At 34.4% G+C, this 24648-nt stretch carries 21 protein-coding genes; 9 read left to right on the forward strand and 12 right to left on the reverse strand.

What is annotated here, in order from left to right; genetic code table 11:
• Nucleotides 1–17: 17 nt before the first annotated feature.
• From FA045_RS00535 to FA045_RS00555, 5 genes are all read right to left on the reverse strand, one after another.
• Nucleotides 18–1511: a YfgM family protein gene (locus FA045_RS00535; RefSeq protein WP_136873353.1), complete on the reverse strand. Its 1494-nt coding sequence runs from the start codon at nucleotides 1509–1511 to the stop codon at nucleotides 18–20.
• Nucleotides 1512–1693: 182 nt separating this feature from the next.
• Complete coding sequence (locus tag FA045_RS00540; protein ID WP_136873355.1) at nucleotides 1694–2437, reverse strand: zinc ribbon domain-containing protein; 744 nt, start codon at nucleotides 2435–2437, stop codon at nucleotides 1694–1696.
• The gene (locus tag FA045_RS00545; RefSeq protein WP_136873357.1) at nucleotides 2437–3534 is read right to left on the reverse strand and encodes a Nif3-like dinuclear metal center hexameric protein; all 1098 of its coding nucleotides are present in this window, start codon (nucleotides 3532–3534) and stop codon (nucleotides 2437–2439) included. Before FA045_RS00545 ends, FA045_RS00540 begins: the two co-directional genes overlap by 1 nt.
• Nucleotides 3535–3629: 95 nt before the next feature.
• The gene (locus FA045_RS00550; RefSeq protein ID WP_136873359.1) at nucleotides 3630–3992 is read right to left on the reverse strand and encodes a TM2 domain-containing protein; all 363 of its coding nucleotides are present in this window, start codon (nucleotides 3990–3992) and stop codon (nucleotides 3630–3632) included.
• Between the two features lie 2 nt (nucleotides 3993–3994).
• Nucleotides 3995–4300 carry a DUF2752 domain-containing protein gene (locus FA045_RS00555; RefSeq protein ID WP_136873361.1) on the reverse strand — a complete coding sequence of 102 codons (306 nt, stop codon included), beginning with the start codon at nucleotides 4298–4300 and terminating at the stop codon, nucleotides 3995–3997.
• Nucleotides 4301–4781: 481 nt separating this feature from the next.
• Here FA045_RS00555 and mfd point away from each other — a divergent pair, with 481 nt between their 5' ends.
• The 3 genes from mfd to FA045_RS00570 all read left to right on the forward strand — a co-directional run bounded on the left by mfd (nucleotide 4782) and on the right by FA045_RS00570 (nucleotide 9584).
• Nucleotides 4782–8117, forward strand: coding sequence for a transcription-repair coupling factor (mfd, locus tag FA045_RS00560; RefSeq protein ID WP_136873363.1), 3336 nt, complete (start codon nucleotides 4782–4784; stop codon nucleotides 8115–8117).
• A 121-nt stretch (nucleotides 8118–8238) separates the two neighbouring features.
• A complete protein-coding gene (locus FA045_RS00565) occupies nucleotides 8239–9369 on the forward strand; it encodes an ATP-binding protein (RefSeq protein ID WP_136873365.1) in 1131 nt (376 codons plus the stop codon).
• Nucleotides 9369–9584 (forward strand): DUF3820 family protein, encoded by a 216-nt coding sequence (locus FA045_RS00570; protein WP_136873367.1) that lies wholly within the window; start codon nucleotides 9369–9371, stop codon nucleotides 9582–9584. Before FA045_RS00565 ends, FA045_RS00570 begins: the two co-directional genes overlap by 1 nt.
• 105 nt (nucleotides 9585–9689) lie before the next feature.
• Here FA045_RS00570 and FA045_RS00575 read toward each other — a convergent pair whose 3' ends face one another.
• The 4 genes from FA045_RS00575 to FA045_RS00590 form a co-directional block, all read right to left on the reverse strand.
• Nucleotides 9690–10406 carry a DsbA family oxidoreductase gene (locus FA045_RS00575; RefSeq protein ID WP_136873369.1) on the reverse strand — a complete coding sequence of 239 codons (717 nt, stop codon included), beginning with the start codon at nucleotides 10404–10406 and terminating at the stop codon, nucleotides 9690–9692.
• 106 nt (nucleotides 10407–10512) lie between these two features.
• Nucleotides 10513–13206, reverse strand: a complete 2694-nt coding sequence (locus tag FA045_RS00580; RefSeq protein ID WP_136873371.1) for a M14 family metallopeptidase — start codon at nucleotides 13204–13206, stop codon at nucleotides 10513–10515.
• 425 nt (nucleotides 13207–13631) lie between these two features.
• A complete protein-coding gene (locus FA045_RS00585; RefSeq protein ID WP_136873373.1) occupies nucleotides 13632–14438 on the reverse strand; it encodes a phosphatidate cytidylyltransferase in 807 nt (268 codons plus the stop codon).
• A gap of 34 nt (nucleotides 14439–14472) precedes the next feature.
• A complete protein-coding gene (locus FA045_RS00590; RefSeq protein WP_136873375.1) occupies nucleotides 14473–15420 on the reverse strand; it encodes a CPBP family intramembrane glutamic endopeptidase in 948 nt (315 codons plus the stop codon).
• 52 nt (nucleotides 15421–15472) lie between these two features.
• On the opposite strand from FA045_RS00590, the gene dusB reads away from it, so the two are divergent.
• Nucleotides 15473–16480: a tRNA dihydrouridine synthase DusB gene (gene dusB, locus FA045_RS00595; protein ID WP_136873377.1), complete on the forward strand. Its 1008-nt coding sequence runs from the start codon at nucleotides 15473–15475 to the stop codon at nucleotides 16478–16480.
• A 30-nt stretch (nucleotides 16481–16510) separates the two neighbouring features.
• Nucleotides 16511–16897: a Co2+/Mg2+ efflux protein ApaG gene (gene apaG, locus FA045_RS00600; RefSeq protein ID WP_136873379.1), complete on the forward strand. Its 387-nt coding sequence runs from the start codon at nucleotides 16511–16513 to the stop codon at nucleotides 16895–16897.
• A 58-nt stretch (nucleotides 16898–16955) separates the two neighbouring features.
• Here apaG and FA045_RS00605 read toward each other — a convergent pair whose 3' ends face one another.
• From FA045_RS00605 to FA045_RS00615, 3 genes are all read right to left on the reverse strand, one after another.
• Nucleotides 16956–18026: a 3-oxoacyl-ACP synthase III family protein gene (locus FA045_RS00605; RefSeq protein WP_136873381.1), complete on the reverse strand. Its 1071-nt coding sequence runs from the start codon at nucleotides 18024–18026 to the stop codon at nucleotides 16956–16958.
• Nucleotides 18027–18174: 148 nt separating this feature from the next.
• Nucleotides 18175–18822, reverse strand: coding sequence for a response regulator (locus tag FA045_RS00610; protein WP_136873383.1), 648 nt, complete (start codon nucleotides 18820–18822; stop codon nucleotides 18175–18177).
• 1 nt (nucleotide 18823) lies between these two features.
• Complete coding sequence (locus FA045_RS00615) at nucleotides 18824–20695, reverse strand: sensor histidine kinase (protein ID WP_136873385.1); 1872 nt, start codon at nucleotides 20693–20695, stop codon at nucleotides 18824–18826.
• A gap of 151 nt (nucleotides 20696–20846) precedes the next feature.
• On the opposite strand from FA045_RS00615, the gene FA045_RS00620 reads away from it, so the two are divergent.
• From FA045_RS00620 to FA045_RS00635, 4 genes are all read left to right on the forward strand, one after another.
• A complete protein-coding gene (locus FA045_RS00620) occupies nucleotides 20847–21605 on the forward strand; it encodes a hypothetical protein (protein ID WP_136873387.1) in 759 nt (252 codons plus the stop codon).
• Nucleotides 21606–21635: 30 nt separating this feature from the next.
• The gene (locus tag FA045_RS00625) at nucleotides 21636–22691 is read left to right on the forward strand and encodes a hypothetical protein (protein ID WP_136873389.1); all 1056 of its coding nucleotides are present in this window, start codon (nucleotides 21636–21638) and stop codon (nucleotides 22689–22691) included.
• 86 nt (nucleotides 22692–22777) lie between these two features.
• Nucleotides 22778–23368 (forward strand): hypothetical protein, encoded by a 591-nt coding sequence (locus FA045_RS00630; protein WP_136873391.1) that lies wholly within the window; start codon nucleotides 22778–22780, stop codon nucleotides 23366–23368.
• A 100-nt stretch (nucleotides 23369–23468) separates the two neighbouring features.
• Nucleotides 23469–24167 (forward strand): peptidoglycan-binding domain-containing protein, encoded by a 699-nt coding sequence (locus tag FA045_RS00635; protein ID WP_136873393.1) that lies wholly within the window; start codon nucleotides 23469–23471, stop codon nucleotides 24165–24167.
• Nucleotides 24168–24648: the final 481 nt, after the last annotated feature.

The raw sequence follows: 24648 nt of genomic DNA on the forward strand, positions 1-24648 counted from the left end.
ATCCTTTTTTGTTTAATTTAACTACCTGTTCTTTTTAGGCCCTGTTTTGCCTCATTTTCAATATAGTTTTCTTGCTCATGATTTTTCATTTCAATGGCTAAGTTATAACTAGATTTTGCTTTACCAGGGTTTCTTTTTGCCTCGTATATTTTACCCATTTGCACGGCAGATTTAGCCGCAAAATAGTATTTTAAATTTCTGCCTACATTAATTGCTTGCTGATAATTGATTAGCGCAGTATCATGCTTATCTAAATCTTCGTTAACTCTACCTAAGCGGTAAAAATATTCTGTTTTATCTTTTGCCGAAGTAAAGTTTTCAGCTTTGCTTTCACTTAAAACAGTCAAAGACTTAGTAAAATATCCACCATCAAATAATAGCCTAGCTTTTAACAAATTTTTGTTTGGTTTTGGTGCATTTGCTTCATTAATCGCTTGTTTATCCCTATCATGATAATTGCTACCTAAATTTTTTACTTTAACAATGTTGGCATTGTAGCTAGTATCATCACCTTTTAACAGAGATAGCCAACCTAGGTGCAAATAAGTATCTTTAACGTAGTTATTACCTTTGTTTGTTTGTAAAAACTTTTCGAAGTGACTAGTTGCTGTAAAATCTAATTTATTGAGCTTTGCAATCCCCATTAAATAATCTAAATATGGGAATGGTTGATAATTTGAACCTGTTGGCCTATCGGATAATATTTTAATTGCCTGATCTGTATAACCATTTCTAGCACAAACATAGGCAAGTAAATAAGCTTTTAATAAACTGCTATCGGCAATTCTGGCGGTGTATTTAATAGTCTTATTATAAGCTTGAGAACTTTTAGCCACATCAGACAATACATAAGCATAATTAAAAATTGCTTCCTCGTAAAAGGGTTCGTATGTAGATTTTGGTAGGTTTTCTGCTAAATTATTTAAAATATTTAATCCAGTTTGTAGGTTTCCTTTTAGGCCAAAAGTAGCTAAGGTAGATTTTAAAACACCATCTGGTAGTGCTCCCATTACTGCATTTATTAAACCTAAGCCAATACCATTTGGATGAAAACCAGGGAATTTTTTTGAATTTTCTGTAAGTTGGCTATTTGCTTTACTAATTTCTCTGGCAGCAGCAAAATAAGCCCCGTATCTGCCTCTTATTAATGCCCATTGCAAATTGATTTGTGCCTGAGCATAAAGGTAATATGGAGAGGTTTTATCATCATCACTAATTTGATCTAATCGACTAGTTTTAGCCGCCTCTAATCTTTCAAACTCACTCTTACTTTCATTGGTAAGCAAATAATAATAATCTATATAATTCTCTAATAAGGGCACTATGGCGTTGGTGGGATGTGCTTTTTTCTCGGCCGCTATAATTTGGCGAGCTGTTGTTAATTTTAATTCAAAAATATTTTGATAGGCCTTTAAACAATTTGCATTAAAATCGAAATTGGCAGAACTGCTAAAAGAACAAACAATTAAAATTATAAATAAGCCGTTAAATTTGAAAAATCGTTGAGACATTTATTTGTTTTGTCTGGTTTAAAATTTGAAGTTACTAATTTATCACAACGATAAAAATAGGTTATTGTTTTAGTAGAATGAGGAGCAATTAAAAGCCCTTGTCATCTTTTAATTCACAAAATCATTTTAAAAAAAAAGGCCAGATTTTCATCTAGCCTAATCTTTATATTTGGTTTTGGTTTTTATGCTTCTGCTAATTCTTGCGTTAATGCTTCATCAACTAAAATTCTACCACAGTGCTCGCAAACAATAACTTTTTTACGCTGACGGATATCTAATTGACGTTGAGGTGGAATTTGGTTAAAACAACCTGAACATGAATCTCTATCGATAGTAACAACCGCTAATCCATTTACTGCATTACCTCTTAATCTGTTGTAAGCAACCAATAAACGATCTTCGATAGTTGTTTGAGCTTTATCTGCTTTTTTAACTAAAGCTTGCTCTTCTTTTTCAGTTTCTGAAGTAATTGTAGCTAATTCGTTTTTCTTAATTTCTAAATCACCTTTTCTAGCTTCAATATTTGCTAAAGCCTGATCATAAATTTCAGTTTTAGAAGCGATTTCGAAACCATGCTCTTTAATTTTCTTCTCAGAAACCTGAATATCTAAATTCTGAATCTCAACTTCCTTAGTTAAAGCATCGTATTCACGGTTATTTTTAACGTCTTCTAGTTGTTTCTCGTATTTTTTAATTAAAGCTTGAGATTCTTTAATCATATTTTTACGGTTTACAACAGCGTCTTCAGTATCGTCTAATTCAGCTTTAATTTTTTGTATACGCGTTTCCAATCCTGCAACTTCATCCTCTAAATCAGCTACTTCCATTGGTAACTCACCACGTACTTGGCGAATTTTATCAATCTTAGTGTGTATGTTTTGTAATTCGTATAAAGCTTTTAGCTTTTGCTCTACTGTTTGTTCCATTAAATATAATAATTGATGGGGTTTGTATTATGCTCCGTTAAACGGATTGCAAAGTTAGGAAATTTTTCTTGAATATTATCTATCAACAAATTAGATGTAAATTGTTCACTTTCATAATGTCCAATATCACAGATGATCAATTTATTTTCTGCATCAAAAAATTCATGATATTTAAAATCGGCAGTGATAAAAGCGTCAGCACCAGCAGCAATAGCGTCTTTTAATAAAAAACTACCAGAGCCACCGCAAACGGCAACTTTTTTAATTTTCTTTTGTAATAAAGCAGTGTGTCTAATTACTTTTGTTTGCATTTTTTCTTTCACATTGTGAAGAAATTCATTTACCTCCATTTCTTGTGGCAGCCAACCCACCATGCCTGCACCAACATTTTCTAGTTTATTTGCTAACGGATAAATATCATAAGCAACTTCTTCATAAGGATGATTTTCTAACAAAGCCAACAAAATTTTTCGCTCATCTTGAACTTTAAAAATGGTTTCTATCCTTACTTCTGCTTCCTGATGTTGCAAGCCAATTTCGCCAACATAAGGGTTTGCGCCATCACCTCCTTTAAAAGTTCCTGTTCCGTTTAAATTAAAACTGCAGTCGCTATAATTGCCAATATGCCCTGCTCCAGCGGTAAACAACGCATTTCTCAATTCATCTGCTTGTGCTGTCGGACAAAAAGTGACCAACTTTTTTAACAGATTATTTTTAGGCGCAAGAATTTTTGCATTTACAATTCCCAATCGCTTACAAATTTCGGCACTTACGCCATGCGCTACATGATCTAAATTAGTATGTATGGCATATAATGCGATGTTATTTTTTATCGCTTTTAGCACAACACGTTCTACATAAGTTTTACCATTAAACTTTTTTAAGCCTTTAAATACAATCGGATGATGCGTGATAATCAAATTACAGTTTTTCGCAATCGCTTCATCTATAATTTGCTCGGTACAGTCTAGCGCTACCAAAGCAGCATGAATTTCATCGTTGGTATTGCCTACAATTAAGCCCGAATTATCATAATCCTCTTGGTAATTTAACGGGGCGATGGCTTCTAAAAAGTTGGTAATTTCTGCTAACTTCATGGTATAAAAATAACAAATCCTTATCCGTTTTTACACTGATAAGGATAATATTTTTAAAAGTCCTACCGCCGCGGCGGCGAGGATTTAGGTGGGGGCTAATTAAAGTTTCCCATTCTTACCATTTGTAAACTTTCAAAAACCATTTTTTGGTTGTGTTCAAAAGCCAATTCTTTATGGTTAATGATATCTACAATCGATCCGATAAAACATAAACCAGCGGTTAATAAATACAAAATACCCATTCCTATTTGACCAATAATAAAACGCTGTATACCTGGAACTAAAAATAGACCGATTACACAGAACAATAACATATCACTTGGATTTTTTCTTTTACCAGAATAAATCATTAAAAATGTACGCACTTGTTGCTCGGTTAAACCGTTAGTTGCAGTTTGTAAATAGCTATATTCTTGTGGGGTAATGCCTGGCAATGCCATAAATTGTGAATCAAACATGATCAGTCCTCCTTGTATTTTAAGTTAATGTTTTTGTTAAATAATTGTTTTGTTAATTCGTAAATGCGGTAGCCTATTAATATTAGTGCTGGTATACCAAACCAATGTTGCTTAAAGCTTGCAGTTACATCTCCGTTAAACAGTGCAGTAATTGATCTTCCTAAACCACATCCTGGGCACCAATCAAATCCTAAGTTAGCTAGCGGACAAAGGGTAAAGTGATGTTCATGAGGGTTTGCTGTTGCCAACAACACTAAAGCTAAAACCCAGAAGGTTAATTCTATCGGAAAGCTTTTAATGTTCTTCATGTTTTACGTTGTATTTGTTAATTAGAAACAATGATAAGTTTTTTGTTACGGCAAATATAGCGTACTCGACAAACTGAAAAAATATATCGACAAACTCGGTTTTGGTAAAGATGTGAGAAGTTAGATATGAGATTTGAGTTAGTTTGTCATTCTGAGCCGGCGAAGAATCCCTAAATTGATTTGGCTTTGGAGATTCTTCCTTCGTCATAATGACAAAGTCGGTTATTTCAGTTGATTTTATGCACCATACAAACCCCAAAAATAGAATGCTGTTTTTGCCCTTTAGCCCCGGTTGTAGCGAACACGAAGCTGAGGCACGAAGCAAGTAAAACGGAAAACGGGAGTGCGCTTTATTTTTTGCACTAATCTTGCGCTTTCAAAAAAGATGTGAGAGCTTAGATATGAGATTTGAGAAACTTATATATCTCTATTTTGTCTCATTTCTCACATCTAATAACAAATCTTTATTTACCTTTACATAGTGAACATTCGCGACCTGATTAACAGATACAAAACAGACGAGCGTGTTGTTGCGACAGCAAAATCGTTAAACAAGGGAAAGGGCAGTAAAACCCAATTAAAGGGATTGGTGGGTTCTGCCGATGCTGTAATAGCCATAACAACTTACTTTTTACTGCATAAACCACAGCTTTTTATTTTACCTAATAGGGAAGAAGCATCTTACTTTCTTTCAGATTTGGAAGGAATTTTAGATAAAGAGGTGCTGTTTTTTCCATCCTCATTTAGAAAAGCTTTTGAGTTTACCCAAATAGATACAGCTAATGTTTTGGCAAGAGCCGAAGTATTAAATGAGCTGAACCATCAATCTGAATACGGAAAAATTGTAGTTACCTACCCCGAAGCTTTGGCCGAAAAGGTAATTGACCGTTCGGTTTTAGAGAAAAATACTTTAGAAATCAGTCTTGGTGCAACTTTAGGCATCGATTTTATCAATGAGTTTTTGTTTGAATATGATTTCGAGAGATCGGCTTTTGTATACGAACCTGGTCAATTTTCTATTCGTGGTGGTATTGTAGATATATTTTCATTCTCACATGAATTACCATACCGAATTGAGTTTTTTGGCGATACTGTAGAAAGCATCAGAACTTTTGAAATAGAGAGCCAGCTTTCGGTTGATGAGGTGAAAACCTTAACTATTGTACCCAATGTACAAGCCAAATTTTTAACCGAAAACAACATTAGCCTGTTAGATTACATTGAAAAAGACACGCAACTTTGGTTTAAAGATGTAGAATATACCATCGATATTGTAAAAGGTGGCTATAAGAAAGCGGTTGAACTTTGGAAAGCCTTGGGCATAGCAGAAAAGCAACAAAACCCAAATTGGTTAGATCCGAAATTTTCTTTTACCGATGAAAAAATGCTGTCTGATTTATTTCAGGATTTTGCCTTGGTAGAGTTTGGCAAGCAGTTTTTTTATCAAACTGACGATGTAATTCAATTTGAAACCAAGCCGCAGCCATCTTTCAATAAAGATTTCGATTTACTGATTAAGAACTTAAAAGAGAACGAAAGTCAACATATTCATAATTTCATTTTCACTAATTCTACCAAACAAACCGAACGTTTGTATGCGATATTAGATGACATTGATAAAACTGCAAAGTTTACGCCCGTTAATATTCCGCTTCGCGAAGGTTTTTTAGATGCTCAACAAAAGGTAGCTTTTTATACCGATCATCAAATATTTGATCGTTTTTATAAATATCAATTAAAGAAAGGTTATCAACGCAGTCAAGCGATAACGCTTAAAGATTTACGTGAATTAAAGCCCGGCGATTTTGTAACCCACATTGACCACGGAATTGGAAAATATGCAGGTTTAGAAAAGGTAGAAGTAAACGGAAAAACACAAGAAATGATCCGTTTGGTTTATGCCGATAACGATTTGTTGTATGTGAACATCAACTCCCTAAATCGCATTGCGAAGTTTAGTGGAAAAGATGGTACACAACCCAAAATGAATAAATTGGGTACCGAAGCTTGGGACAAACTCAAAAAGACCACAAAAAAAAAAGTTAAAGACATTGCCCGAGACTTAATTAAGCTTTATGCAATGCGTAAGGCGCAAGTGGGTACTGCTTTTGCGTCTGATGGTTATTTAGAAACTGAATTGGAAGCTTCATTTATTTACGAAGATACCCCAGACCAAGTTAAGGCAACGGCCGATGTAAAAAAAGACATGGAAGCGCCACACCCAATGGATAGATTGGTTTGTGGAGATGTTGGTTTTGGCAAAACGGAAATTGCTATTCGTGCGGCTTTTAAAGCGGTAGCTAACGGAAAGCAAGCGGCAATACTTGTACCAACAACTATTTTGGCACTTCAGCATTTTAAAACCTTTTCATCGCGTTTAAAAGAGTTTCCTTGTACCGTAGATTATATCAATCGATTTAAAACTAGCAAACAAATTAAAGATACTTTAGAGCGTGTAGCCCAAGGCAAAGTTGATATTGTAATTGGTACGCATCGTTTGTTAAGTAAAGATGTTAAGTTTAAAGACTTAGGCATCATGATTATTGATGAAGAACAAAAGTTTGGTGTTGCAGCAAAAGAGAAACTAAAACTAATTCGCGTTAATGTTGATACTTTAACACTTACCGCCACCCCAATTCCACGAACGCTGCATTTCTCTTTAATGGGTGCCAGAGATTTATCTATCATGAGCACACCGCCACCAAATAGGCAAGCGGTTAATACAGAATTACATGTTTTTAATGATAAATTAATTCAAGAAGCAGTACAGTTTGAGTTAGATAGAGGAGGTCAGGTTTTCTTTATCCACAACCGTGTAAATGATTTACCACAGCTCGGCGGATTGATACAGAAATTGGTTCCAAAAGCAAGAATTGGTATTGCACACGGGCAGTTAGATGGCGACCAGTTAGAAGATGTAATGCTTGATTTCATTAACGGTGAAAAGGATGTTTTGGTGGCTACCACTATCATTGAAGCTGGTTTGGATATTCCAAACGCAAATACGATTATCATTAACCATGCGCACATGTTTGGTTTAAGCGATTTGCACCAAATGCGTGGCAGGGTTGGGCGCTCTAATAAAAAAGCATTTTGTTATTTGTTGAGTTTGCCTTTATCAACCTTAACTAACGAAGCCAGAAAAAGACTAAGCGCCATTGAAGAATTTTCTGATTTGGGCAGCGGTTTTAACATCGCTATGCGTGATTTGGATATACGTGGAAGTGGAAATTTACTCGGCGGCGAGCAAAGTGGTTTTATTGCCGAAATTGGCTTTGAGATGTATAATAAAATTTTGGATGAGGCCATACAGGAATTAAAGGATGCGGAGTTTAAAGATTTATTTAAAGACGAACCTGAACGGGCTTTCGTAAACTTTACACAAGTTGACACTGATGTAGAATTGCATATTCCAGATGACTACGTTACTAGCATCACAGAGCGATATAATTTATACACCGAGCTTTCTAAGCTAGAAAACGAAACTCAATTAGCGGATTTCGAGAAAGAATTAAAAGATAGATTTGGGCCAGTACCACAACCGGTAAAAGCCATGTTAAAGGTTTTAAGATTGCAATGGGTGGGTAAACGATTAGGTTTTGAAAAATTGAGTTTTAAAAAGAATATTCTTCGTGGTTATTTCATTAGCGATAAACAATCGAGGTTTTTCGATTCTGAGATTTTTAACAAGATTTTGGCTTTTGCGCAACTGCACCCACGTTTGTGTAATTTAAAAGAAGTAAAAGATAGTTTACGGATTTCTTTTGATAACATTGCAAACGTTGATGAAGCGATTGAGATGTTGGAATTGATATAAAATGTTAATTCGGTCAGTTAACTGACTGAATTAACGTTAATTTAGTCAGTCAATTCATCAAATTAACGTTAATTTGGTCAATTATTTTGCAACTTATGTTGCAAAACACTATCTTTAGTTGATGGAAATTGTAATTAAACGACATTTAGAAGCTGTTTTAAGAAACAATATTGGCAAAAATAAAGTCCTGCTAATTTTTGGAACACGAAGAGTTGGGAAAACTTGGCTAATTGAAGACCTTTTAAATAATGATAATAGAGCCAAATTATTACTTAATGGAGAAGACCAAGATGTACAAGCTTTATTAGCAAATAGAAGCAAGGCTAACTATGCAAGGGTTTTGGGTGATACAACTCTTCTGGCAATAGATGAGGCTCAAGCAATTCCAGAAATTGGGAAGGTTTTAAAACTAATGATTGACTCGTTTAAACAACTCACAATTATTGCTTCTGGTTCATCTGCTTTCGATCTTTCTAACCAAACTGGCGAACCACTTACCGGAAGAAGTTTAACCTACAACCTATTTCCAATTGCACAGTTAGAGCTGAACGAAAATCTTTTACAAACTAAACAAAATTTAGAGGAAAGATTAATTTTTGGCTCTTATCCTGAAGTTTTTAAAATACCAACACTTAAAGAAAAAACCATCTATTTAAATGAATTAGTTCGATCTTACTTATTAAAGGATGTTTTAATTTACGAGCAGGTTCAAAATGCTGCAAAGTTATTAGAACTCTTAAAATTAATTGCCTTTCAGGTTGGTTCAGAAGTTTCTACAGATGAACTTTCTAAAACGTTATCTATAAGTAAAAATACTATTGTTAGATATATGGATTTGCTAAGCAAGGTATTTATTATTTATAAAGTGGGTGGCTATAGCAGTAATTTGCGCAAAGAAGTAACAAAATCATCAAAATGGTATTTTTATGATAATGGTATTAGAAATGCATTAATTAACGATTTTAGATTACTTGCCTTAAGAAATGACCATGGTTTGCTTTGGGAAAATTATTGTTTAGCAGAGCGGATAAAAAGAAACCACTATTTACAAAACAATGCTCAATACTATTTTTGGCGCACTTACGACCAACAAGAAATAGACTTGGTAGAAGAAACAAATGGTAATTTATTAGCGATTGATTTTAAATATGGGAAAGGGAAAAAGAAAGTTCCAACATTCTTTGCGAAAAATTATCCAAACATACCATTTGATATTATAAACACCGAAAACTACTTAGATTTTATCTTGTAATGCTAGATCCAAACTTACTGCTCGAATTGGTTAAAATGAAAATGCCTTATGGAAAGTACAAGGGATGGATGCTTTGTTCGTTGCCAGAGCCGTACTTGGTATGGTATCATAGCAAAGGTTTTCCAGCTGGGAAGTTAGGCGGCTTATTAGCCACCATGTACGAAATTAAGGCAAATGGGTTGGAGTATTTACTAGAGCCTCTTAAGAAGATGTAAAAATAAAAAACTGTCATTGCGAGAAGGTTTTTTCAGCAGACGAAGCAATCTTTCTAGCGGGATAGATTGCTTCGTCGTTCCTCCGCAATGACGAGAAAATATAAATTAAACCTCACAACCATTCTCATCGCAAACCGCATCATCATTTTTATTTAATGATTTGAGCTGTGTTTTAGGTTGCTCGGCTTGCCATTCGGTAAAGCTTTGCACAATTGCCTGTTCAAATGCCGGGACGGGCTGAGCGCCAGATAAAGCGTATTTTCTATCCAACACAAAATAAGGCACTCCTCTAACGCCTATCTGCTGACTTTCATAAACATCATAGCGAACAGCTTCTGCAAAATCGTCGCCTTGTAAAACTTTCAAAGTTTCAGCAGTGTCTAAACCTAATTCTTCAGCAATGCTGATTAAAGTTTCATGTTTTGCAATATCTTTTGAGTGGGTGAAATAGGCATTGAACATCGCTTCCTCTGCCTCATCTTGCAATCCTTTACTTTTAGCAAAATGTAAAAAGCGATGTGCATCAAATGAATTTGCCGGAACATTGGTTTCGAAATTTAAGCTTAAACCAACATTTGCCGCCATTTCTTCAACCTGACCTGTCATTTGTTTGGCTTGTGCAACGCTCATTCCTTTTGCTCTTGCTAAATAAGCATATAAATCTTCATTGTTAGTATTGTGATACTCAGGATTGAGTTGAAAACTTTTCCATTCTACCTCAATTTCATCTTTAAAAGGCAATTTTTCAATCGCTTTTTCAAAATGTCTTTTACCAATATAACAAAACGGACACATTACATCCGACCAGATTTCTACTTTCATTGTACAAAGGTAAGGCTGATGGATTTTTGAATGGTAAGCTAAAAGTAAAAACCCAGCTAATAAAAATGTTAGCTGGGTTTTTAAAATGGTTGTCAATGTGACAAAACTACTTATACAACTGGTTAAACATCCACTTAAATGTTCCGTGTGTTTGCGATCTGAAGGTAATCTCTGGTCCGAAAGCATATAATTTGCCTTTACCATAATCTGCTTCAAAAGCTGCTACACCATCTTGCAAATAGCTTTGCCCCCATGCCCAGCCACTGCGTAATGGCGTTGATGTTGAGAACCAAGCAAGTGGTCTAATTTTACCGCTATTGTTCGGACTTAATTTAAAAACAGGGCTGTTATCAAAATAAATATCAGCATTGCTTTCCATGCCCCAATTTGCAGCTAAAGATTGATCTACAGCTACATTTAACACGCTACCGGGCACATAATATTTTGTTGCAGGCAATCTTTTCTCAGCACCATCAACCAATTCAACCATCGCATTGCGAACAGGTAAATTTAAGTGGGCAGCTAAATTTGTAGCCGAACCGATGGTTACAATTTTTCCGCCAGCTTCTAAAAACGATTTCAGCTGTGGAATAGATTTGTCTTGAGAAACTCTTCCTATTCTGTTTCTAAACTCTTCTGGAATACTTTCTAAAGCTGGAGTGCCAAAACCACCTCTTCCTCCCCCAGCTTCATTTACATTAGCACTAAAAGCAGGAATTGAACCCCCAACAAATACAATTACATCAAATTTATCTTTCAAATTACCCTTGTCAATATCTTGAGGATAAATTACCGTAGCATCAAATTTATGTTGCTCCATAATGTATCTAATCCAGCCTGATGGCATTGAACCGCCATAAGTATCCCAAATAGCGATACGAGAAGGGGTGATTTTTATAGCGTTTGCAGGTTTACTAGCTGAACTAACCTTCATCCCATAATTATTTGTTAAAATGCTTTTTGCTTTTGCTGCGGCAGGCACATAAAATGAACCATCTTTCGCATTGCGATAAACTTCTGCGCCACTTTTTAACAATTCATTTACTGCAGCATAACTTTCATTTGCAGCTGCGCTTAACACATATCCGCTTCCAGAAGGTAAAGATTTTGGTGTAACTTTTAACAATTCTCCGTAAGGGATTTTTTCGAAAGGACCTTCAAAATTGTTTAAAATACGATCAAATTTAACGTTCATCAAATAAGCCAAGGTCCAACCTGCCGCATCGTAAGGCGCAACTGGTGGCCCGCCTTCATATTTAAAATCATTAGGATGGTCTTGTGGCTCGAACATATCTAAAACATGTGGGCGAAATGCCTGATCTGTTTTTACAATATAACTTCCGGTAGGATAACTTTTACCAGCAACCGAAAAAGGAGCGGTAGCTTTTTGTACACCCACACCAGTTCTAATTAATGCATTTAAAAAGCGGATTGCTGTTGTAAAATCTGGTTGATCTGCAGAAAGAATATAACCTCTTGGGTCTCTATTTACAGGATTTTTCATCACTGTATCTAAATATTTTACAGGTATGCCGCCTCTGTTATTGCTATATTTATCGGCTTGTGCTGCGGCATTAATGGCGTCAATTTTTTTAGGCGAGAAAGACCAAGTGTCTTTACTTCCTCTATCAATTGAGTTTTTGCCCATTTTGTAAATGTTAAACAACAACTCATCGTAATAACGCTGAGCATAATTTAAAACCGCATAATTCAACGAAACCGAGTAATCTATCGAGTTTTTGAAAAACCATTTTTGTGGTAAAACCGGATTTGGAGAATCGCCATTTGGCAATAAACGAGCTGGAACTAAAGGTATTTCTGAAGGAGTTGGATTGCCAGTAATCTCGGTTAATAAACCGATCATGTTATGGAAATAGGTAGTAGTTCTTAAACCACCGTTGTACCAAGTAGAAAACACAGAACCACCTCGTTGTGTATAACCAGGTTTCGCTTCAACATTCATTCTATTGTGCATTGCAGCGCCAACGGCATCTAAACTTGTCATTAAAATTGGATCGAAAACATAGTTGTAAGGATCGCGGTATGGTGGCCCAGCTACAACAGTTCCTGCCGGACCAGTTTGGTGGTGATTGTACATAATTTGAGGGATCCATTCTACAAATAATTGGCGACCCATGTTTTGTGTTTCTTTTAAGTTTAGCATAAAAAAATCGCGGTTATTATCGTGTCCAGCGTATTTTTCGTACAAACGAGGCAAACCCGCTAATGAGCGTTTTTTAGGATCTTTCTCTCTCATGTACCAGTCGCTTTGTAGCTCTTGCCCATCCGGATTGGCATGTGTCATCAATACAATTACATTATCTAAAATTTTTGTGGTTTCTGCATCAGTTCTGCTCGATAAATTATACGCAGTTTCAATTAATTGATGAGCGCCAACAGTTTCATTGGCGTGTAAACCACCATCAATCCAAACTACAGCTTTACCATCTTGTGCCAATTGTTTTGCTTGTTCTGGTGTTAAACCTTCGGCTCTGGCTAATTTTTGAGAAATTTCTTTGTATTTAGCTAAATTCTTTTGGTTTTCTTCTGATGTTACAATTAGCATGTATTGGGTTCTGCCTTCTTCAGTTTTACCAATATCTACCAGTTTAACTCGTTTAGAAGTAGCCGCTAATTTTTTAAAATAAGCTTCAGTTTGTGTGTAATTGGCCAATTGGTAATCATCACCAATGTTAAAGCCAAAATGTTCTTTTGGTGTAGGAATGTTTTGTGCAAAAGCCGTTTGAATGCAAAAAAGCATTGCCACTAACCAAATGCAAGGTTTGTAAAATTTCGCCATGAAAATAAGTTTAGTTTGTTAATCAAATATAAAGCAGAAAACGAAAGATAATTTGCTTGCTGTAAATTTGTTACATGAGCCCTTAAGTGATTTATAAGCTAAATTTGAAAATATACTATGGTGTTTTATAGGGTTGGAATTCCTGCTATTCGCTACAATTTTTTTTGATTTGTCCTTCGACAGGCTCAGGATGACAATCAAAAAAAGATTTTCGCTGCTATCAGAGCTTGTCCGCCGTGGCGGATTTAGAAACTCTGGCCGTTGCTACTATGAGGGGATTGCATAGCACAGCATTAACTTATATAGCCCTAATTGAAGCGATATCTTTTTATTAAAACCTTTAGGTTAATAAAAAATATAGCGGAAAGTAGGACTAACTTTAATAATTGCAAAAGTATTGCGCTTCAAAAAAAATCAATTTTCTGTTAATACAAAATCAAATACAGATAAACAAAAACCACAGGAGCGGCAATTAATAATCCGTCAAAACGGTCTAAAAAACCACCATGACCAGGTAAAAATGTTCCAGAGTCTTTTGCGTCTAAACTTCTCTTTAACATCGATTCTACTAAATCGCCAAGCGTACCAAAACACACAATTAATACGGCCATTCCGCCCCATACTGCTGGACTAATTTCAGTGAATTGTGTTGATATGAGGTAGGAAACCAATAAGCTGGTAAATAAGCCACCTAAAAAGCCTTCCCATGATTTTTTTGGCGAATGGCGTTCAAATAACCTCGTTTTACCAAATTTTACCCCAAAAAGATAAGCACCAGTATCACTTGCCCATAACAGCAGTAAAAAAGCAAGAGGTAAATGAAAATTATAATTAAATGAGTCAATCAAAAAACCAAGCGAATAGAAAAAGCAAAAAGGTACAGTTACATAAATAAATCCCACGAATGTGTAAGAAATATTAGCGAAAGGAATTTTGTTCTTTTTGTAAAGTTCTAATATAAAAACCGAGAAAATTAACGGTACAATAAGTAGCAAATATTTAAGCTCGAACTCGAAAAAATGATAGGCTGCGGTTATGCTAAACATAATTGCCGCAACGGCTACACCCATATTTCTATGCGGACGAATACCGCCCATTTTAACCATTTTATAAAATTCTAGCAACGCTATAATGCTCAAAAGCAAATAAAAGCCAGTAAAAGTATAGCCATTAAATAATGACGCAAGCATTACTATGGTAAAAAAGAAAGCGGTTATTGCCCTGGTTTTCATTAGATGTGAGTAGTGAGATTTGAGATATGAGACATTATTTGGGTGAGTTAATTTCAGTCTCTGACATCGGTCGTTCGTTTGCCGACTTCTTCTTTAAAAACCAAAACAAAGCTATGGTTAAAATTGCACTAATTATATAACCGTACCAAGCAATGTTTAAATCGTCTGCTTTTTCTATTGGTATTTTGTTTCGCTGCATATACCAAGCAATTACAACTGCGTAACCGTTATTTATAAAATGCGCAAACATTGGATACCATAAACTGCCAGTCCAGAAATAAATATAGCCAAATGCGGCTCCTAAAAACATACGTGGAAAAAATCCAAAAAACTGAAAGTGTATGGTGCTAAAAATAATTGCCGATGTCCAAATAGCTACATGAGGGTTTTTGAACCATCTCCCTAATGTTCTTTGCAAACCTCCTCTAAAAATTAATTCTTCGCAAATGGCTGGTGTTACTGCAATTACCAAAAGGTTAATTACCAATGCGCCAACAGATGTTCCTGCTAAAATGGCTTTTGTAGTAATTGCAGCTTCACTTTCTTTATCCGTCATCCATTTCTCCAAATCGCTTAAAAATTTGGGTAAATGCATGTTCATGTTTTGTTCGTTAATCCAACCCATTAATGGAACAGAAAAGAGCATCAGTAAAAACACAATACCAAGCAGGTCTATTTTTGGGGTTTTGAAGCCATAAAAGCGTTGTGGCTTTTTACCTTCAAAAATCGCTAAAACTATGGCTGGCACTAAAAAAAAACCAATCTGTTGTGCGGTAACCAAAATTTTTAAGGCACCAATGTATTTTAAATCCTTGCCAGTTATCCAATCCATATTGTGAATTAAATCTAAACCATAAATTAAGACACAGATAATAAAACCAATAACTAGAAATATCCCAAGCCCAATGGCAGCATTAACACCTAATATCAATAGTTGTAATAAAGGATGATTTTCTTCTCTAACAGGTTGGCTCAGTTGCATTATTTTGAATTTTTGTACCTTTGTTGCATAAATTTGGTTTGAAGATAGAAAAATGTCTGTAAAGATAGGAAATATTGATTTAGGAGAATTCCCTTTGTTGTTGGCACCGATGGAAGATGTGAGCGATCCGCCTTTCCGTTATGTGTGCAAACAAGGCGGGGCAGATTTGATGTATACAGAGTTTATTTCATCAGAGGGACTGATACGCGATGCTGCAAAAAGCCGTAAAAAACTCGATATTTTCGAGTACGAAAGGCCAATTGGAATCCAGATTTTTGGAAGCGATATAGAAAGTATGCGTGAGGCTACAGAAATAGCAACCCTTGCAGGGCCAGATTTAATGGACATTAATTATGGTTGCCCGGTTAAAAACGTGGCTTGCCGTGGTGCTGGATCAGCTTTGCTACAAGACATTGATAAAATGGTAAAAATGACAGAAGCTGTTGTAAAAGCTACGCATTTGCCAGTTACTGTAAAAACCCGTTTAGGTTGGGACGATAACACTAAAAACATTGAAGAAGTTGCAGAGCGATTGCAGGATATTGGTATACAAGCACTAACCATTCACGGTCGTACAAGAGCGCAGTTATACAAAGGCGAAGCCGATTGGACTTTAATTAGAGAAATTAAACGCAATCCGCGGATTAAAATTCCAATTTTTGGCAATGGCGATGTAGATAGCGCCGTAAAAGCTGCCAACTGGCGATTAGAATATGAGGTTGATGGCATTATGATTGGTAGAGCGGCGATTGGTTATCCTTGGATTTTTAGAGAAGTTAAACACTTTTTTAAAACGGGAGAATTTTTGCCTGGCCCAACCTTAGACGAAAGAATAATTGCCTGCCGAACTCATTTAGATAAATCTATAGAATGGAAAGGGCCTAAAGTTGGTGTATTTGAAATGAGACGTCATTATTCGAATTATTTTAAAGGGTTGCCAGATTTTAAACATTACAGGATGTTGCTAGTAAAAGAAGAAAATATTGAAATTATCTATCAGTTATTAGACGAAGTGGCAGAAAAATATGAGCATGTTTTGCCTTTTTCTGAAATGGCTTGATTATTGAAAAGCATTTTATAAATTTATCAGATGGTTACAACAATTACAGACGGTGTAAAAATTTCGGTAGAGACCATTTACCAAGATGAGCATTCTAATCCAGCCAACGAGCATTATATGTTTGCCTATCGAATTGATATTGAAAATTTATCAGCCCATGCAATACAATTGATGCGTAGAAAATGGTTTATATTTGATAGCAACGGAACGGTTAGGGAAGTTGAAGGAGAAGGTGTTGTTGGCGTACAACCTGTAATTGAATCAGGCGATAGTTATTCTTATGTTTCTGGTTGTAACTTAAAAACAGATATAGGCAGCATGAGAGGTAACTATACCATGCACAACTTAGTATTAGAAAAAAGTTTTAAGGTAAATATTCCAGAATTTCAATTAATTGTTCCTTATAAGCTAAATTAATAGCCTTATAAACATCAAAATACATTTCATTTAGGATATTAAGCAAATAGTAAAAGCCTTAAAACTTATAAACTATTGCATTAATATGCATTCCTGCTCCAACAGAAGCAAATACTGCATATTCACCTTTATTTGCTTTGTATCCTTCAACCTTGTTGTTTAATACCAAATCTATTAATGTTGGTATGGTTGCAACAGAGCTATTACCAAGCCAAGAAATAGTCATTGGAACCAATTTTTCTGGAATTGTATCTAAATTATACAATTTAAATAGGCGTTTCATAATCGCATGATCCATTTTGCCATTTGCTTGGTGAATAAATACGGTTTTAATTTGATCGATTGACAAACCAGCTTTATCTATTGCCAATTTAACAACTTGTGGCACATTGATCACCGCAAATTCATATAATTTACGCCCATTCATTTTTAGGTACATATTGCCATTTTGCTCAGCTGGATTATTGCTATTGCCCATAATTAACAGATTTGCATGGCTGGCATACGTATGGCTTTTGTGCGTTATTATTCCTGTTGGTTCTTCAGATTCTTTAGCTTCAAAAATTACTGCTCCGGCTCCGTCAGAAAAAATCATGCTATCTCTATCATGTGGATCGATAATTCTTGAAAGGGTTTCTGAGCCAATAACCATTACTTTTTTGGCATCGCCACTGCGAATTAAATAATCTGCTTGTATAACACCTTGTACCCAACCCGGACAGCCAAAAATCACATCATAAGCTACACAGTTTGGATTTTCTATTGCTAATTTCTCTTTAACTTTTGCAGCTAAAGCAGGCAACATGTCCATTCGGTTTGATCCTTCACTTATGTCTCCAAAATTATGGCAAAGGATAATATGATCTAAAGTTTCTTTATCTACGTTACCGGTTTCTAAGGCTTTTTTAGCAGCAAGAGTTGCGATATCACTATTGAGTAGGTTCGAAGAAACGTATCTTCGTTCTATAATTTCTGTGATTTCACTAAATTTATGAATGATCTCGCTATTTTCTTTTTCTAATTTAACGCCATTATCATAAAATGATGAGCCCATAAAGTGTTCACCAGAAATGATATTTTCAGGAATATAACTTCCTGTAGCAGTAATAACTGAATAAATTTTGTTCATATAGATTATTCTGTACCGTATACTGTTTTGGTATTTAGTATAAAAATATTACATTTTAATCGAAATTAAAAATAATCAGTTAAATAATCAGAAAATGTTTAAAAATCGGCAGCAAAAATATATGTTGAAACCATCAATTATAAACAAGTTATGCTAAATTATGTTTCAATGCAAAATTTAACAATCCTGTTTTTTTGTCAACATTAAGCTTCTGAATCATGTTTTTTCGATGGGTATCTACTGTAAACAAACTAATAAATAGCGTATTGGCTATTTGTTGTGATGAAAAATTTTTGCAAATTAGTTTCAAAATCTCGAGCTCTCTAATGGTAAGATTATGTTTTTTTAAAAAATCATCATCAGCATTAAATTTGTTTTGAAATGTTAAAAAACTTTCTGTTTGCTTAAAATATGATTTTCCTTGGGCTATATCTCTAACTACACAAAAAAGTAACTCCGTGTCTGTGTCTTTAGGTAAATATCCTTTTATTCCAAGCGTTTTAAGGCTAGTATTTAAAGAATTGTTGTTATACATTGATAGCACTAAAATTTTAATGGAAGGAAATAAGCTAATCATTTTTTCAGATGCAGCTTGTCCATCTAAAATTGGCATATTCAAATCTATAATCAATACATCGGGGAAGGTTTTATTTATTAAATGTAATGCTTCTTTACCATTTGAAGCTTTGCCAATAACCTCAAAATCTGGCTGAGTACAAAGTAAGCCACATAAGCCATCAATAAATAGTTTATGGTCATCAACTAGTATGATTTTAATCGATGATGTATTATCCATTTTATGCGGGGATATAGATGGTTATAGTAGATCCATTTTTATTACTATCTATATAAATGCTTCCATTTAAATAGTTTATGCGAGAATTAATATTGTTTAGGCCTAACCCGCTGTATTGCACCGAAGAATTAAAGCCAATTCCATTATCCTCGCACATAATTGTAATTTGGGTATCGGTACAAAGCAATTGTACACTTACTTTTGTTGCGCAAGAGTGTTTTTCTATGTTGTTAATCAATTCTTTAATGATGCGATATATTGCTAACGACAGCTCTGTAGAAATCGATTTTTGAATATCAAATATAAAATTATAATCAGTTTTACTTGTTTGTTTTAAGGAAACAAATTGCTCTTTAAGCGCATCTACAATACCCAATTCTTCTAAGTTTTTTGGCATAAGATCATGTGCTATTTCCCTTAAATTTAAACAAGCCTTTTCTATCATCCCAATGGTTTGCGCATAAAATTGCTGGTTTTTCTCACTTAGTGAATTAACATTCGATTTAAAAGCTGTTAAGTTTAATTTAATTGCTGATAGGGTACCGCCAAGATCATCATGTAAATCTCTAGCTAACCGAGCTCGCTCATTTTCTTGTGCCGCAAAAACATCGTCAACCAATGCAATCTGCAGTTCTGCTTTTTCTTTTAATAGTATTTTTTTTTCGTTTTTAAGAAAATTGTAACGCTGGGTTAAGGCAAAAGAAAGAAATATAATCTCTACTGTTAAGCCTATTACCAGACCGGTAGTATTATAAATATAAAAAGTAGTAATGCCTAATGCATTAAAAACATAGTTTAAAATTCCTAACAACAAGAAAAGCATGGCCACCAAATAATACCACGCCAATTTATAACCACTTATAATTCTTTCAATTGCACAGGCGATAAGTATTACAACGGTAATGATGGCGATAAAATTAGCTGCAAAGAAGTTTATTTTTTCTAGCAAAAAATTTGCTTCAAAAAGCAAATAAATAGGCATTAATACTAATCCATAACATAAAAATTTATACCAATTGGCTAAATGATAGAGCTTGCTATTTGCTTTGGTTTGATTTACAAAAAGTTGCATAACCTGAACTAGTAATGCAGAACCAGCAAAAGCAATAATGTGTCTTAAATAATCTTGCAAAAAAGGGATGTTGGGATACAACCATTGAAAAGCAAAACCCTCATCTTCCATATTAAAAATGAGCATACAAAATACATAAAGGGCATAATAAAGGTGGATTTTATCTCGTAATGAAACAAAAAGGAGCAAATTGAAAATTATAGCAAATAAATAAATCCCTACAAAAATGCCAAAAAGGTTAAAAAAAGATACTTCACTATGTATCATTTCAACATCTTTGGCCAAACTAAAAGGAATAACCATGTTTTGCCCTCTCTTATCAGCCCAAAGAAAGTAGGTTGCCTTTTCTTTTGCTTTTAATTTAATCGGGTATAAATAGGTATGATAGTTTATTGCTCGGGTATCAAATTTAAAATGATCACCTGTTAATGGCATAGCAGTGATTTTACCAGAGCTATCTAATTTAAAAAGTTGTAAACGGTTAATTCCGTTACTTTTTTCGTTAAAAAATAGATTTACGGTTTCAGGCAGCGTATTTTCTAGATCAAAAACTAACCACCAATAGCTTTGTGTAAATCCCTTGTTAAGCGTTGTATTGGGTGCAAGTGGCTTTAGCTTATTTTGTTTTTTTAGTTCTATAAGCGTATCAATAGTTGCGTTTAAGGTTTTGTCTTCGTAAAAATAAGTGCCGCTATGTATATCAAAGATGGCTGAGCTATCAATTAGAACGGGTTTATTGCTTTGTGTATAGCCCATTAGGTTTGCCAGTATAAATAAAGAACAAAGAAAAGATTTATTCATGAGCGTTCAAGTTAATCAGATATAGCATTTACTTATGCAGTCTTTTAAAACCCAAATAAATATAGCTTTTAAATTAAACTTAAAAAATACCGAGTACTCGGTATATGAGAGGGTAAGAGATGGTTGTAGATTTAGATTATAAATTAACGGCATGAAAATCAAATTAATAATAATAACTCTCTTTATGCTGATATGCATATCCGGATATAGTCAAGAATTAGTAAGGGTTGAAAGTTACCCCACCAACAACTCCATTAAAAATGAGAATGGCATTGCTACCGTAGCCAACTTTAAGGTTATAAATCTATCTAAATACGGTTATTATAAAATTGAGCCTACTCGATTAGAGAATGCTTTAAAGGTAGCAACAGAAAAATCAATAAATGAAATTCCTTTTGATTGTAATAATCCAGAAAGGACCAAGCCATTAGTTTTAGGTAAATTAAATCAGTATGATGATCGTTTATTTGAGGTAACGAAAAGTAAGGATGTAAATCTATCACTATTCGGTTTAACAGGATCATTAAAAAAGAAAGACAGGTTATTACAAGCAAATTTTTGGGTATTTAAAGATTTTGTCTGCTCTCCAAAACCTGTGATTAGGGCTCAAGTGGGTATGTCTTTATATGTTACAGTGTCCGATTTAAAAGTGAAGCTAGATGATTTTACCTTAAAAAATCTTACAGCAGCAGCACAAATTGGCAAGGTAAAACTAAAATGTAGGGTGCAATTTTTTGGACTTAACAACATCGTAAATTTTCAAGATTTTAATTTCGAAGAAGGTCTTAACACAGATAATTATCAAAAGTTAATTGAAAACTGGAATAAATTAAAAGCAAGTTTTAATAAAGACACAATTGTTGATCCTGTTATTGTAACCAACATCACGGCAACCCTTCCAAAAGAATAAACCAACACTAAAATTTTTAATTCTACTCTCATGAAAAAATTATTTTTATTCTCAATTATACTATTTCAATTGACATTTGTTTTCGGTCAATATGGTTCTAATAAAGATTGTGCATCAAGCGGATGTGGCGACCGAAGTAAAAACATAATTAGATGCTGGGGTCCAATTCGAACATTTAGTCAAGTACCTGGAATACAAATTAGAGTACAAGGTCCTATTGAGAGTTGTTATAATGCAATTAATGATGAACCAAATAAACATACTTTTTATTGGCATATTGAAGTTGTAGGTAAACCATCAATTGAGTATAAATTAATTGCGACAGGAGCAGACGGAAGAGTGAGCACTTATGGAGGAAGCCCAGATGCACTTGTAAACAAAATAATGTTTATGTGCCATACTTTTTCAAATGCTGAAACACTCAATATTTCCGTAGAAGCAATAAAAGGATCTAATAGTTCAAATAAATCGAATTCTACTCAACAAAACGACCTAAGCGAATACAACCGCAGCAAGGCAGATATTGATCGACAGATGCAAGAAAAAAATGCTGCAATTGCAAATAAAAATGCAGAAACCCAAAAACAGCAACAAATTTTAAAACAACAACAAGAAGCACAAAGACAACAAGCAAAAACTGAAGCTATAAATACCGCTGGAAACATAGTTTCTAATACAGCTATGTCTCTTACAAATGCAGGCTTGGCAAATTTGGTTCGTCAAACTGAAATTGAGAAAGAGTTAAAAAGCATATTAAATAATCGTGAAAGTTTGTACCCAGAAGCTAGTAAATATTTCGATGTTTATTTAAAGGAAAAGCGAAAAAGGAAGACAGGTAATTTAATAGGAATTGGTTTTTTAGTGGCGGGAACTGTTGCAACAGGAGCTGGAGCGCTTGGTGGTGGAGAAGATGACATTAACTATCCGCTTGTTTATGGAGGTATTGGAGGTGTACTTGTAGGGCTGTTTAAAACTGTTACAACTTTATCTGTAGGTAAAAAAGGAAACGAAGCATTACAAAACGCAAAGAAAAGTTTAACGCTTGGTACAGCATCAAATGGAATGGGTGTGTCTGTAAAATTTTAATTAAAATGCATTAAACATAAAATCTATTCCAAAAGTAATACTTTTCCGAGAGCTGGTTTTAATTTACTTGTTAACAATATCTAATTATGAAAAATAGAATACTAATGGTACTAATGGTTATAATTTTTGTTTGCTCGTGTAAAAAAGATGAGTTTAAGAGGGTAGATAAAGTTATTACCGTACAATACGACTTGGAAATTTTAAAAGGGACAAAAGCAGAACTTAAAGTTAATGCAGGAAATATAGACTATTATTTTAATATAGATTATAGCTATACAAAATCAATAGCAGCAAACGCCGAAGGGTGGTCTATATTATTGGGAACATCAACTAAAATGGCAGGCTATCATGCAGAATTTGATACAGGTTCTTTTGGAATTTCTACACTTGAAAAAGGAGTACTAATTGATGAAAGCCAGTTTCAACTTCCAACCACACAAGGATACTTTTTGGTAGCGGATAGAGTGATTGGTAATACCACTTTCAATTATGAAAAAGGGTTTAAAACTGAATTTTACAAATTTTACAACGTTCCAATTAAATTTAAAACAATTGATAAAAACGCACAAGCAGGACCTCCTTTTTATGGATGGATGCTAATATATGTTCATCCTGATAAATTGATTATTGGGAATATTGTGTTTAATACAGGCGGCAAAGTATTCGCAGGTAATTAAACAAATTTTCATAGAAATAACCTAATAAAATTCATTTCAATAACTTTCAATTTACTTACAAAAATTAGAATGTAACTCTTATAACCAAATAATAAACATCATGACCGGACAGGAAATTTTAAATCTAGCAAAAACTAAAGTAGGACAAAAATATGTTCACGGTATAGTAGTTCCAAAAAATAAACAAAACTACAATGGAGCTTGGGATTGTGCTGAATTTACTTCCTATATAATTTATCAAGTATCAAATAAATTATATGGTTGTTACAACAATGGCGGTAATCCAGCAGTTGCCGATGCCTATACGGGCTATTGGGCACGAGACTCCAACGAATACGGTAAAATAATAACTGTAGATGAAGCTGCAAGAATTGCTGGGGCAATTATTTTAAGAGCCCCATTAAAAAGAAAAACAGGACATATAGTGGTTTCTGATGGTAAAGGAGGTACGGTGGAAGCTCATAGTACAAAAAAAGGGCTAATTGCTGCTAAGCTCTCGTTTAGGCGTTGGGATTATGGAGTTTTAGTGCCATGGATAAACTATGAAAAAGGGGCTAAACAAATAGTGGCAGATGTGAACGGCATTGTTTACAGATATACAGAACCCCCAATGGTGAACTTAACGGTTGGTAAAATACAGAAAGCTTTGCAGTTGGCAGGTTATGACCCACAGGGAAATGATAATATTTATGGACCAAACACAGCCTTAGCCGTAGAAGCTTTTCAGCAAGATCATGGAATTGTTGCTGATGGTGAAGTTGGAGAAATTACCGCAAAACTATTAAAAATTACTTTGTAATTTGCTGAATAACTGTAAATTAGATTAAAATTACAATATAAATATCTAATAAAAATTGAAAATTTAACGTATTATTTATGTAATTAAATCCATAATTTTTATGAAAAAATTAACGCTCTCAACAATCTTTCTGCTATCTGCTTTTTGCATTCCGTCTTATGCTCAAATTTATGGTAAGGATTCTATAGTATTTAATCCCGCTGGGATTCGAACTAAGTCGAATTTTACGCGTTTATTCAATATCTGGGAGGTTTTGGATTTAGTACTCACCGAATCGCTCACCTTTTGTTTATACGTTTTAGCTGCAAATGCTATGATACGAATATAAGAAAAATTGACCAATTATACAAACGAAATCTTGGTCTTTTAGTTTTTTCCTTGGCAGAATTGATAGCTCTTTTATGAAGTTCCCGACTTTGCGAGTTCCGAGCAAAGTCCCGGCCTCAAGGACGGCAAGATGTTTTTGCGCATGCAAAAATAC

The sequence above is a fragment of the Pedobacter cryotolerans genome (assembly GCF_005116475.1).
In the GTDB taxonomy this organism is placed as follows: Bacteria; Bacteroidota; Bacteroidia; order Sphingobacteriales; family Sphingobacteriaceae; genus Pedobacter; species Pedobacter cryotolerans.